This is a genomic window from Streptomyces sp. NPDC037301 (genome assembly GCF_055602785.1).
This window is the reverse complement of the sequence record NZ_JBVJWD010000001.1, coordinates 448,154-460,807: the sequence shown is the minus strand read 5'-3', so window position 1 is coordinate 460,807 and position 12,654 is coordinate 448,154. Positions and strand designations below refer to the sequence as shown.

Genomic DNA, 12,654 nt, shown 5'->3' with positions numbered 1-12,654 from the left:
CCCGCGCACGGTGCAGGACTCCGGCGACCGGGCGCTGCGCGCGATGTCCGTGTCCATCCGTAGACTGGCCCCGTGAGTGAGCCCCGCCCTTCCGACCGGCACGACGCCTCCGATCCCGACGAGACCTTCGCGGAGATCGTCGACGAAGCGACCCAGCGCGACCCCGACCTGGCGGTGATCGAGGCCGGGAGCCGTACCCTGCGTACCCGCTCGGGACCGCCGCAGGGCCAGGACGTCCCCGTCCGCCCCGCCGACCCCGAGGTGGACAAGGCGCTTCGCGCGGTGGAGCAGGAGCTCGCCGGGCGCTGGGGCGAGACCAAGCTGGAGCCTTCCGTCGCGCGCATCGCCGCGCTGATGGATGTGCTCGGCGAGCCGCAGCGCGCGTACCCCTCGATCCACATCACCGGGACCAACGGCAAGACGAGCACGGCCCGCATGATCGAGGCGCTGCTCGGCGCCTTCGACCTGCGCACCGGCCGCTACACCTCGCCGCACGTCCAGTCGATCACCGAGCGGATCAGCCTGGACGGTGCCCCGATGGACCCCGAGCGGTTCATCGAGGCGTACCAGGACATCAAGCCGTACGTGGAGATGGTCGACGCCCAGCAGCCGTACCGGCTCTCCTTCTTCGAGGTGCTGACCGGCATGGCGTACGCGGCCTTCGCCGACGCGCCGGTCGATGTCGCGGTCGTCGAGGTCGGCATGGGCGGCAGCTGGGACGCGACGAATGTGATCGACTCCTCGGTCGCCGTCGTCACCCCCATCTCGCTGGACCACACCGACCGGCTCGGCGCCACACCCGCCGAGATCGCCGGTGAGAAGTCCGGGATCATCAAGCAGGACGCCACCGTCATCCTGGCCCAGCAGCCGGTCGACGCCGCGCAGGTCATGCTGAAGAAGGCCGTCGAGGTCGACGCCACGGTGGCCCGCGAGGGCATGGAGTTCGGCGTCGTCTCCCGCGAGATCGCGGTCGGCGGCCAGCTGTTGACGCTGCGCGGCCTCGGCGGCGAGTACACAGAGATCTTCCTCCCGCTGTACGGCGCCCACCAGGCACACAACGCGGCGGTGGCGCTCGCCGCAGTAGAGGCGTTCTTCGGTATCGGCGCCGAGCAGCCCGGCGCACTCGACCTCGACACGATCCGCCGGGCCTTCGCCTCGGTGATCTCGCCGGGCCGCCTCGAAGTGGTCCGCAGCAGCCCGACCGTCGTCCTGGACGCGGCCCACAATCCGGCGGGCGCCCGCGCCACCGCCGACGGGCTCTCCGAGGCGTTCGGCTTCTCCCGGCTGATCGGTGTGGTCGGCGCCAGCGGCGACAAGGACGTCAAGGGGCTGCTCGAAGCCTTCGAGCCGATCTTCGCCGAGGTCGTCATCACCCAGAACTCCAGCGGCCGCGCGATGGACGTCGACGAACTGGCCGCCGTCGCGGTCGAGGTCTTCGGCAACGACCGCGTCCAGGTCGAACCGCGCCTGGACGACGCGCTGGAGGCGGCGATCACCCTCGCCGAGGAGGAGGACGAGTATGCGGGCGCCGGCGTCCTGGTGACCGGTTCCGTGATCACGGTCGGCGAGGCCCGACTGCTCCTGGGAAGGCACTGACCCGTGCGTACGCTCTGTGCATCGACGCTGATCGGCGAGTTCTTCGTGATCGGCTTCGCCGGACTTGTCGCGATGAAGTCCGACGACCTGACGAACACCACGGTCTGGACGGTCTGCGGCATCGGCATGCTGCTGTCCGTGCTGCTCTGCGGGATGATCACCCGCCCCGGCGGGATACAGCTCGGCTGGGCGCTGCAGATCGCCCTGGTGCTGAGCGGTTTCGTCGTCCCGATGATGTTCATCCTCGGCCTGGTCTTCGGCGGACTGTGGTGGGCCTCGGTGCACTACGGCCGCAAGGTCGACGAGGTGAAGGCCCGTTGGGCGGCCGCGCAGGAGGCGGCCGAGGCCCCGGCCGGTGGCTGATCCGGTACCCCGTGGCCAAACCCGGCCGCAGGCCCGTCACCGTACCCCTGTAGCCTCGCTTCACCGCACCCGCATGCCTGCAAGGAGCCGCACACCATGACCCAGCGCACCCTCGTTCTCCTCAAGCCCGACGCCGTCCGGCGCGGACTCGTCGGCGAGATCGTCGGGCGGATCGAGCGCAAGGCCGGCTGGCGGATCACCGCGCTGGAGCTGCGCACCCTCGACCGCGCCACGCTGGAGCAGCACTACGCCGAGCACGTCGGCCGCCCGTTCTACGAGCCGCTCGTCGAATTCATGCAGTCCGGCCCGATCGTGGCGCTGGTCGCCGAGGGCGAGCGGGTCATCGAGGGCATCCGTACACTGGCCGGCCCCACCGACCCGATCGCCGCCGCGCCCGGCTCCATCCGTGGTGACTTCGGCACGATCACGCGGGAGAACCTCATCCACGCCTCGGACTCCGAGGAGTCCGCAGAGCGAGAACTGAAGCTTTTCTTCCCGGGGCTTTCCTGACCCCGGATCAGCCGTTCAGCGCTCATGACCTGGGGCGACCGAATTAATTCGGTCGCCCTTCGGCATAGGGTCCCGGATCGTGGGAACGCATCACTCCGACGTAACGTCACCATGAGTGGAACGACCACCCGTTCCGCCCACAAAGGCGAAGGACCCTCGCGCGGTGTCCGTGCACACGGCACTACGATGGAATCTTCCACGCCGCAGCGCTCACCTCGCCGACCAGAACAAGCCATCATCGCTTTCTTGGAAGGCCCGACGCATCCTCATGGGGAACAAGGGGAACTCAATGTCGTTCATCGGCCGTGACATGGCTATCGACCTCGGGACTGCCAACACGCTGGTGTACGTCAGGGGGCGCGGCATCGTTCTGAACGAGCCGTCCGTCGTGGCCATCAACACCAACACCGGCGGCATCCTGGCGGTCGGCTCCGAGGCCAAGAAAATGATCGGGCGTACACCGGGCAACATCGTTGCCGTACGGCCCCTGAAGGACGGCGTGATCGCCGACTTCGAGATCACCGAGCGGATGCTCCGCTACTTCATCCTGAAGATCCACAAGCGCCGCTACCTGGCCCGCCCGCGGGTCGTCGTCTGCGTGCCCTCCGGCATCACCGGGGTCGAGCGACGCGCCGTCATCGAGGCATCGACGCAGGCCGGCGCGCGCCAGGTGCACATCATTGAAGAGCCCATGGCGGCGGCCATCGGATCGGGGCTGCCGGTCCACGAGGCCACCGGCAACATGGTGGTCGACATCGGCGGCGGCACCACCGAGGTCGCGGTCATCTCGCTCGGCGGAATCGTCACTGCCCAGTCGATCCGGGTCGCCGGCGACGAGCTGGACAACGCGATCATCCAGCACATCAAGAAGGAGTACTCGCTCCTCCTCGGTGAGCGCAGCGCCGAACAGATCAAGATCACGATCGGTTCGGCGTACGACATGGACAAGGACGAGCACACCGAGATCCGCGGCCGCGACCTGGTCTCCGGGCTGCCCAAGACCGTGGTCGTCTCGGCCGCCGAGGTCCGCAAGGCCATCGAGGAGCCGGTCAACGCGATCGTCGACGCGGTGAAGACCACGCTCGACAAGTGCCCGCCGGAGCTCTCCGGCGACGTCATGGACCGCGGCATCGTCCTCACCGGCGGCGGCGCGCTGCTGCGCGGACTGGACGAGCGGCTGCGGCGCGAGACCGGCATGCCGATCCACATCGCCGAGGACCCGCTGGACTCGGTGGCGCTCGGGTCCGGCAAGTGTGTCGAGGAGTTCGAGGCGCTCCAGCAGGTGCTGGACGCCCAGCCCCGCAGGTAGTCGGCACAGCCCGGCCCGCAGGTGGGCGGCGCAATCAGTCTGCTGTGCGGACCACTGCCGCTCCGTACGGCCGATCGTTGATATACAGGCACGAACATTCCGACGAGGAAGGCACGGCCGCCGCACGTGAGGGACACACGAGAGAGCCGGCTGCTCCTGGTGCTGCTGATCGCCATCGCATTCGCATTGATCACGGTGGACATCCGCGGCGGCGAGGAGTCACCGGTGGACGGCGCCCGGCGGGCCGCCGCCACGGTCTTCGGGCCGGTTGAGAACGGCGTCGCGGCAGCCGTCGATCCGGTGGGCAACGCCATAGGGGCGGTACGCGACTCCGGCGCACGGCACAACCGGATCGCCGAGCTGGAGCAGCAGAACGCCGCGCTCAAGACGAAGCTCGGCAGCGACGACCAGAACCGCAACCGGGTCCGCGAGCTGGACCGGATGCTGAAGAAGTCGGCCGCCGGACAGTACGGCATCAAGGCCGCCGAGGTCATCGCCATAGGAGCGGCCCAGGGCTTCTCCTGGACGGTCACGATCGACGCCGGTTCCAACGACGGCATCAAGCGCGACATGACCGTCATCAACGGCGACGGTCTCGTCGGCCGGATCACCACCGTCGGCCCGGACACCGCCACGGTGCTCCTGGCCAACGACCCCGACTTCACCGTCGGCACCCGTATGGAGAAGACCGACGAACTGGGCTTCGCCACCGGCCAGGGTTCCCAGCCGCTGTCCGTCCAGTTCCTCAACGGCAAGGCCAAGGTGAAGAAGGGCGACCGTCTCGTCACCTTCGGCTCCAGCAAGAACAAGCCGTTCGTGCCCGGCGTCCCGGTCGGCGAGGTCGTCCGCGTCGACCCGTCCGGCGGCGGCCTGACCCGTACCGTCTATGTCCGCCCGTACGTCGGGTTCACCAAGCTCGACATCGTGGGCATCGTCGTCCAGGCCCCGCGCGAGGACCCCCGCGACATGGTCCTCCCGAAGGCGCCCGCCAAGCCCGCCAAACCCAAGCCCACCCCGACCGTCACCGTCACGATCTCGCCCAACGGCGACGTCGTCGACACCAACGGCAACGTCGTCGGGAACGTCAACGAGAGCCCTGACCCGAGCGGCAGTCCGAATACCACACCGAGCGCCGGCAACGCGGTAGACGAGCAGAGGTAGAGCTGATCCCCATGCGCTTGAACCGGACTCTGCTCTCCATCGTCCTGGTCGTGGTCGCTCTCGTCGTCCAGGTCTCCGTGCTCGCCCGCCTCCAGCTTCCCGGCGCCGCGCCCGACCTGCTGCTCCTCGTCGTCCTCGCACTCGCCTTCGTGTACGGGCATGTCAGCGGCGCCCTCATCGGCTTCGGTGCGGGACTCCTCGCCGACCTGGCACCGCCCGCCGACCACGCAGCCGGACGCTACGCACTGGTCCTCTGCGTCATCGGCTACTTCGCCGGACTGGTCAAGCCGGAGAACGGGCAGCTCAAGTCGGCCTTCGTGCCGATGGTCGCGGTAGTCGCCGCGGCGATCGGCTCGACGCTGCTGTACGCGCTCGTCGGCGCGCTCGTCGGGGACACGGCGGCCCGTCACGTGGGCCTCGGCAGCCTGCTGTTCACCGCCGCCGTCTACGACCTGCTCCTCGCGCCGTTCGTCGTGCCCTTGATCATGGCGATCGCCAGACGCACGGTGAACGATCCGCTCGCCGACTCCTCCGGCGGCGGCGATGTCGCCGCCGGCTGGCTGGCCTCCGGCACCGGACTGCGGATCGGCAGCCAGCGCGGCGGACTGCGCGTCAAGGTCGCCCGCAACCGAGCGGCACGCGCCGGACGGATCAAGGGAGTCAAGCGACTGTGAGGCCGCACCACAGCGGGGACACCCCCCGTATCTCCGGCCCGACCACCACCGGGGGCGCCCCGTGAGCAATATCCCCGAGACCGGCCGGACCCAGCGGGTCCAGATCCGTCTCGTCGTCATCCAGGTCCTCGTCTTCTCCCTGCTGCTCACCCTCGGCGGGCGCCTCTGGTACCTCCAGATCCGCAACGGCCAGGAGTACTCCGCCGAGGCGAAGAACAACCACGTCCAGCAGGTTGTCCAGCCGGCAGTCCGCGGATCGATCCTCGACGCGCGCGGGGTGCCCCTCGCCGACAACGAGACCCGTCTGGTCGTCTCCGCCAGCCGCACCGATCTGCTGAAGATGGACGACGACGGCAAGGGCGTCCTGACCCGGCTCGCCGATGTGCTCGGCATGAAGCCGAAGGACGTCTTCGATAAGATCCGGCTCTGCGACGCGAAGACGCCGCAGCCCTGCTGGAACGGTTCGCCTTATCAGCCGATCCCGGTGACCGACGAGGCCACCACCCAGCAGGCCCTCGAGATCCGCGAGCGCGCCGAGGACTTCCCCGGCATCACCGCCGAACCCACCGCCGTACGCCGCTACGCCGCACCCGGCAAGGCCAACACCGCCCAGGTCCTCGGCTATCTCTCGCCCGTCACCGACCAAGAGATCACCAAGGCCCAGGACACCGACTCGCCGTACCTCCGCTCCGACCAGGTCGGCCGCTCCGGCCTGGAGCGTACCTACGACAAGGAGCTGCGCGGCAAGGCCGGCGTCACCCGCTACGAGGTGGACAACCTCGGCCGGGTCATCGGCCAGGCGAAGGACGACGAGGCCGAGCCCGGATCGAGCGTCGTCACTTCCATCGACGCCCGGGTCCAGGCCGTCGCGGAGTACGAGCTGAACGACGCGATGAAGGTCGCCCGCACCCAGTTCGACAAGAACACCGGCGAGAACTACAAGGCCGACTCCGGTGCCGTCGTCGTCATGGAAGCCAAGACCGGCCGTGTCGTCGCGATGGCCTCCCTGCCCGACTACGACCCCAACGCCTGGGTCGGCGGCATCTCGGGCAAGGACTACGCCCGGATGACCAGCAAGAAGTCCAACTACCCGCTGCTCAACCGCGGCATCCAGGGGCAGGCCGCACCGGGCTCGATCTTCAAGGTCGTCTCGACCGCGGCCTCCGTCCAGGCGGGCTACCCGTTCGACGGCCACTACACCTGCGGCAGCTCGTACACCGCCGAGGGCCACACCTACAAGAACTTCGAATCGCAGAGCCACGGCCCGATCTCCCTGGGCCAGGCACTCGAGGTCTCCTGCGACACCGTCTTCTACGCCCTCGGCTACCAGCAGTGGCAGAAGGACGGCGGGCTGACACCCAAGAAGAACGCCAAGGACTGGTTCTTCAAGACCGCCCACCAGTTCGGCCTCGGCAAGGAGACCGGCATCGACCTCCCCAACGAGGTCACCGGCCGCGTCCCCGACCGCCAGTGGAAGAAGGACTTCTGGAAGGCCAACAAGGACACCTGGTGCGAACAGGCCAAGAAGTGGCCCAAGAAGAAGGACTTCAACACCGTGCTCGCCCACGAGAACTGCCTCGAGGGCATGAAGCTGCACGCCTATGACTCGATCAACTACTCCATCGGCCAGGGCGACACCCTCGTCACCCCGATCCAGATGGCGACCATCTACGCCGCGATCAGCAACGGCGGCACGCTCTACGACCCGACCGTCGGCAAGGCGATCGTCAGCCCCGACGGCAAGCACGTCAGCATGATCGGGCCCCGTGCGCACGGCAAGCTGCCGGCCAGCGCCAAGACCCTGAAGCAGATGGAGGGGGCGCTGGCAGGCGTCGCCACCCGCGGTACCGCCGCCTGGCGATTCGGCGGCTGGCCGCAGGACAAGATCCCGATGCACGCCAAGACGGGTACGGCCGAGGTCTACGGCAAGCAGACGACCTCGTGGTTCGCCACGTACACCAAGGACTACTCGATCGTCATGACGATCTCCCAGGGTGGTACGGGCTCCGGCGCCTCCGGGCCCGCCGTGCGCAACATCTACGACGCGCTCTACGGACTCGACGACTCCGGCAAGCAGGACCTCAAGAAGGCGCTGCTGCCCACCCCGCAGAAGTCCCTGCCGAAGATCCAGCACGACGGCTCGATCGACGCCCCGGAGATCAAGCCGTACGACCCGAACTCGCAGAAGACCCCGGAGGAACAGACCCTCGCGGCAGTGCTCGGGAGGCGCGACTGATGCCTGGCTTCTCCGTCTCGCGGTACGCCCCCGAGCGCTCCGCCTGGGGCAAACTCATCGCCCGCGACTCCCTCGTACGCAAACTCGACTGGCCGCTGCTCGGGTCCGCGATCGCGCTCTCCTTCATCGGCTCGCTGCTGGTCTACTCGGCGACCCGGGGCCGTGACTCGCTCACGCACGGCGACCCGTACTACTTCCTCCTCCGGCACGCCCTCAACACCGGAATCGGCTTCGCCCTGATGGCCGGCACGATCTGGCTCGGCCACCGCACCCTGCGCGGAGCCGTCCCGATCCTCTACGGCCTCTCGGTGCTCCTCGTACTGGCGGTCCTCACCCCGCTCGGCGCCACCGTCAACGGCGCGCACGCCTGGATCATCATCGGCGGCGGCTTCTCGCTCCAGCCGTCCGAGTTCACCAAGATCACCATCATCCTGATCATGGCGATGCTGCTCGCCGAGCGCGTCGACGCGGGCGACCAGCTCCACCCCGACCACCGGACCGTAGCCAAGGCCCTCGGCCTCGCGGCTGTTCCGATGGCTGTCGTCATGGGGATGCCGGACCTCGGTTCCGTGATGGTCATGGCCGTCATCGTGCTCGGTGTGCTCCTCGCCTCCGGCGCTTCGAACCGCTGGGTCTTCGGCCTCCTCGGCGCGGGCACGGCCGGCGCCGTCGCCATCTGGCAGCTCGGCCTGCTCGACGACTATCAGATCGCCCGCTTCGCCGCCTTCGCCAACCCGGCGCTCGACCCGGCGGGCGTCGGCTACAACACCAACCAGGCGCGCATCGCGATCGGCTCCGGCGGCCTCACCGGAACCGGCCTCTTCCAGGGCACCCAGACCACCGGCCAGTTCGTCCCCGAGCAGCAGACCGACTTCGTCTTCACCGTCGCGGGCGAGGAGCTCGGCTTCCTCGGCGCCGGGCTGATCCTCGTCCTGCTCGGCGTTGTCCTGTGGCGCGCCTGCCGGATCGCCCGCGAGACGACCGAGCTGTACGGCACGATCGTCGCCGCCGGAATCATCGCCTGGTTCGCCTTCCAGGCGTTCGAGAACATCGGGATGACGCTCGGCATCATGCCGGTCGCAGGGCTTCCGCTGCCGTTCGTCTCGTACGGAGGGTCCTCGATGTTCGCCGTCTGGGTGGCCGTCGGACTGCTCCAGTCGATCAGGGTGCAGCGGCCGATAAGCGCCTGAGCCGGGACGGGAGCACTGCCCATCCGCGTGCAACACGTCTAGATTCGGGTCATGGCGGACTCGAAGCGTGAGATCGAGCGGAAGTACGAAGCCACCGCGGAAACCCGGCTCCCCGACCTGAGCCGGGTGGCCGGGGTCTCGGCCGTCGCCCACCGGGGCGTCAGTGAACTGGACGCCGTGTACTACGACACCGAGGACCTCCGGCTCATGGCCGGCTCCCTCACCCTGCGCCGCCGCACCGGCGGGAGCGACGCCGGCTGGCACCTCAAATTCCCGGTCGCCTCCGGTATCCGGGACGAGTTCCAGGAGCCGCTCTCCGACACCCTGCCGCGCTCCCTCGCCGGCCTGCTCCGCTCCCGGGTGCGGATGAGTGAACTGGTCCCCGTCGTGCGGCTGCGCACCGCCCGTGACGTCCACCACCTGCTCGATGCCGAGGGCGCGCTGCTCGCCGAGGTCAGCATCGACACGGCGCGGGCCGAACGACTGACGGGCGGCAGCGGCACGGCCGCCTGGACCGAGATCGAGGTGGAACTCGCCGACGACGGCGACCCCGCCCTCCTCGACGCCGTCGAACGCCGGCTGCGCAAGGCCGGTGTCCACCCGTCCGCATCGCCGTCCAAGCTGGCCAGGGCGCTCGCCGAGACCGCGCCGGAGCGGAAGCGGAAGCGGGACAAGGGCGCGCGCGGGAAGGCCGGGCAACCCACCGCGGGCGACCACGTCCTCGCGTACGTCCGCAACCAGACCGAGGCGATCGTCGCCCTCGACCCCGCCGTACGACGCGACCTCCCCGACTCCGTGCACCAGATGCGGGTCGCCACCCGCAGACTGCGCAGCGCGCTGCGGACGTACCAGAAGATCCTCGACCGGAGTGTCACCGACCCGGTCGGCGACGAGCTGAAGTGGCTGGCCGCCGAGCTCGGCATCGACCGCGACCAGGAGGTTCTCGACGCCCGTCTGCGCTCCGGCCTCGCCGGCCTGCCCGGCACACTGATCCTCGGCCCCGTGCGCAGCCGGCTGCGGATCTGGTCGGTGGCCCGCCGGGGCGGCTCTCGTCGCCGGACCGTCGCCGTACTCGACGGGAAACGGTACCTGGCACTCCTGGAGAGCCTCGACGCCCTGCTCGCCGCCCCGCCGCTGATGCCCGCCGCGTCCCACACCCCCGGGCAGGCGCTGCCCCGCGCCGTGCTGAAGGAGTACGAGCGCCTCGCGACCCGCGTCGGCCACGCCCTGGAGCTCCAGCCCGGCCACGACCGGGACCTCGCCATGCACGACGCCCGCAAGGCCGCCAAGCGCGCCCGTTACGCGGCGGAGGCGGCCCGGCCCGCGCTCGGGAAGCCGGCCAAGCGGATCGCCAGACGGATGAAGGCCGTGCAGACCCTCCTCGGCGACCACCAGGACAGTGTGGTGGCCCGTGACGCCCTGCGCACCCTGGCCGTCCAGGCGCACGCGGCGGGGGAGCCGGCATTCACCTGGGGACTGCTGTACGGGCGGGAGGAGGCGGCCGCCGCCGGCCGGGAGCGGGAGCTGCCACAGGCGTGGGAGCGGGCGTCGCAGCCGCGCGTGCGGGCGGCTCTGGAAGGCTGAGCATCGGGTTACGCTTGATGGCCACCCTTGCCGGCTCTCGAAAGTTCGCGATGTCTGTCGATTCGGTCTTCCCACAGCTCGAAGCTCTGCTCCCGCATGTGCAGAAGCCCATCCAGTACGTCGGCGGTGAGCTGAACTCCACCGTCAAGCCGTGGGACGAATGCGACGTCCGCTGGGCGCTGATGTACCCGGACGCATACGAGGTCGGACTCCCCAACCAGGGCGTCATGATCCTGTACGAGGTGCTCAACGAGCGCCAGGGTGTCCTCGCCGAGCGCACCTACAGCGTGTGGCCAGACCTCGAAGAGCTGATGCGCGAGCACGAGGTCCCGCAGTTCACCGTGGACAGCCACCGCCCGGTCAAGGCGTTCGACGTCTTCGGGCTGAGCTTCTCCACCGAGCTCGGCTACACCAACATGCTCACTGCCCTGGATCTCGCGGGCATCCCGCTGGACGCCAAGGACCGCACCGTCGACGACCCGATCGTGCTGGCCGGCGGCCACGCCGCGTTCAACCCCGAGCCGATCGCGGAGTTCATCGACTGCGCGGTCATCGGCGACGGCGAGCAGGCCGTCCTGGAGATCACCGAGATCATCCGCGCCTGGAAGGCCGAGGGCCGCCCCGGCGGTCGCGAAGAGGTGCTGTTCCGCCTCGCGAAGACCGGTGGCGTCTACGTCCCGGGCTTCTACGACGTCGAGTACCTCCCGGACGGGCGCATCGGCCGTGTCGTGCCCAACAAGTCGGGTGTGCCGTGGCGGGTGTCCAAGCACACCGTGATGGACCTCGACGAGTGGCCGTACCCGAAGCAGCCCCTCGTTCCCCTCGCCGAGACCGTCCACGAGCGGATGTCCGTCGAGATCTTCCGCGGCTGCACCCGCGGCTGCCGTTTCTGCCAGGCCGGCATGATCACGCGCCCCGTTCGGGAGCGAAGCATCACCGGCATCGGCGAAATGGTCGAGAAGGGCCTCAAGGCGACCGGCTTCGAAGAGGTCGGCCTGCTCTCGCTCTCCTCCGCGGACCACACCGAGATCGGCGAGATCGCCAAGGGCCTCGCCGACCGGTACACCGAGGACAAGATCGGCCTCTCGCTGCCCTCCACCCGCGTCGACGCGTTCAACGTGGACCTGGCCAACGAGCTGACCCGTAACGGCCGTCGCTCCGGACTCACCTTCGCCCCCGAGGGCGGCTCCGAGCGCATGCGCAAGGTCATCAACAAGATGGTCTCGGAAGAGGACCTCATCCGTACCGTCGCCACCGCGTACGGCAACGGCTGGCGCCAGGTGAAGCTGTACTTCATGTGCGGTCTGCCCACCGAGACCGACGAGGACGTCCTCCAGATCGGTGACATGGCGGTCAATGTGATCGCCAAGGGCCGCGAGGTCTCCGGCCAGAACGACATCCGCTGCACCGTCTCCATCGGCGGCTTCGTGCCCAAGCCGCACACGCCGTTCCAGTGGGCCCCGCAGCTCGGCGCCGAGGAGACCGACGCCCGGCTGGCCAAGCTCCGCGACAAGATCCGCGGCGACAAGAAGTACGGCCGCTCCATCGGCTTCCGCTACCACGACGGCAAGCCCGGCATCGTCGAGGGCCTGCTCTCGCGCGGCGACCGCCGTATCGGCTCCGTCATCCGCGCGGTCTACGAGTCCGGCGGCCGCTTCGACGGCTGGCGCGAGCACTTCAGCTACGACCGCTGGATGACCGCCGCCGAGAAGACGCTGCCCGACTACGGCGTGGACGTCGACTGGTACACCACCCGGGAGCGGACCTACGAGGAGGTCCTGCCCTGGGACCACCTGGACTCCGGTCTCGACAAGGACTGGCTCTGGGAGGACTGGCAGGACTCGCTCGACGAGACCGAGGTCGAGGACTGCCGCTGGACCCCGTGCTTCGACTGCGGCGTCTGCCCGCAGATGGACACGAGTATTCAGATCGGCCCGACCGGCAAGAAGCTCCTGCCGCTGTCGGTCGTGAAGTAGGCGCCTTGGGCACGTCCGTCCGGGTGACAGCTCGGTGACGATGGCCCGGTCCGGT

At 69.2% G+C, this 12,654-nt stretch carries 10 protein-coding genes; all 10 read left to right on the top strand.

Features of this window, described 5'->3' with window-relative positions:
• Positions 1 to 72: 72 nt before the first annotated feature.
• Positions 73 to 1,596, top strand: coding sequence for a bifunctional tetrahydrofolate synthase/dihydrofolate synthase (gene folC, locus ACZ7IB_RS02205; RefSeq protein WP_470908418.1), 1,524 nt, complete (start codon positions 73 to 75; stop codon positions 1,594 to 1,596).
• Between the two features lie 3 nt (positions 1,597 to 1,599).
• Entirely contained in the window at positions 1,600 to 1,959 is a 360-nt protein-coding gene (locus ACZ7IB_RS02200) for a DUF4233 domain-containing protein (RefSeq protein ID WP_470908416.1), read from the top strand.
• 96 nt (positions 1,960 to 2,055) lie between these two features.
• Positions 2,056 to 2,469 (top strand): nucleoside-diphosphate kinase, encoded by a 414-nt coding sequence (ndk, locus tag ACZ7IB_RS02195; RefSeq protein ID WP_093898216.1) that lies wholly within the window; start codon positions 2,056 to 2,058, stop codon positions 2,467 to 2,469.
• Positions 2,470 to 2,758: 289 nt separating this feature from the next.
• Entirely contained in the window at positions 2,759 to 3,778 is a 1,020-nt protein-coding gene (locus ACZ7IB_RS02190; protein ID WP_114244480.1) for a rod shape-determining protein, read from the top strand.
• Positions 3,779 to 3,904: 126 nt separating this feature from the next.
• Positions 3,905 to 4,939, top strand: a complete 1,035-nt coding sequence (gene mreC, locus ACZ7IB_RS02185) for a rod shape-determining protein MreC (protein ID WP_470908414.1) — start codon at positions 3,905 to 3,907, stop codon at positions 4,937 to 4,939.
• 11 nt (positions 4,940 to 4,950) lie between these two features.
• Complete coding sequence (gene mreD, locus ACZ7IB_RS02180; RefSeq protein WP_470908412.1) at positions 4,951 to 5,613, top strand: rod shape-determining protein MreD; 663 nt, start codon at positions 4,951 to 4,953, stop codon at positions 5,611 to 5,613.
• 61 nt (positions 5,614 to 5,674) lie between these two features.
• Complete coding sequence (gene mrdA, locus ACZ7IB_RS02175; protein WP_470908411.1) at positions 5,675 to 7,849, top strand: penicillin-binding protein 2; 2,175 nt, start codon at positions 5,675 to 5,677, stop codon at positions 7,847 to 7,849.
• On the top strand, positions 7,849 to 9,039 hold the full coding sequence (gene rodA, locus ACZ7IB_RS02170; RefSeq protein ID WP_470908409.1) for a rod shape-determining protein RodA: 1,191 nt from the start codon (positions 7,849 to 7,851) through the stop codon (positions 9,037 to 9,039). The genes mrdA and rodA overlap by 1 nt, the downstream gene beginning before the upstream one ends.
• Before the next feature lie 51 nt (positions 9,040 to 9,090).
• The gene (locus ACZ7IB_RS02165; protein WP_470908408.1) at positions 9,091 to 10,623 is read left to right on the top strand and encodes a CYTH and CHAD domain-containing protein; all 1,533 of its coding nucleotides are present in this window, start codon (positions 9,091 to 9,093) and stop codon (positions 10,621 to 10,623) included.
• Between the two features lie 50 nt (positions 10,624 to 10,673).
• Positions 10,674 to 12,599: a TIGR03960 family B12-binding radical SAM protein gene (locus ACZ7IB_RS02160; protein ID WP_470908406.1), complete on the top strand. Its 1,926-nt coding sequence runs from the start codon at positions 10,674 to 10,676 to the stop codon at positions 12,597 to 12,599.
• Positions 12,600 to 12,654 lie beyond the last annotated feature (55 nt).

Bases quoted from the DNA above. Each gene is read 5' to 3' on its own strand.
- ndk (WP_093898216.1), top strand. From the start codon at position 2,056: ATGACCCAGCGCACCCTCGTTCTCCTCAAGCCCGACGCCGTCCGGCGC.
- ACZ7IB_RS02190 (WP_114244480.1), top strand. From the start codon at position 2,759: ATGTCGTTCATCGGCCGTGACATGGCTATCGACCTCGGGACTGCCAAC.
- mreD (WP_470908412.1), top strand. From the start codon at position 4,951: ATGCGCTTGAACCGGACTCTGCTCTCCATCGTCCTGGTCGTGGTCGCT.
- rodA (WP_470908409.1), top strand. From the start codon at position 7,849: ATGCCTGGCTTCTCCGTCTCGCGGTACGCCCCCGAGCGCTCCGCCTGG.
- ACZ7IB_RS02165 (WP_470908408.1), top strand. From the start codon at position 9,091: ATGGCGGACTCGAAGCGTGAGATCGAGCGGAAGTACGAAGCCACCGCG.
- ACZ7IB_RS02160 (WP_470908406.1), top strand. From the start codon at position 10,674: ATGTCTGTCGATTCGGTCTTCCCACAGCTCGAAGCTCTGCTCCCGCAT.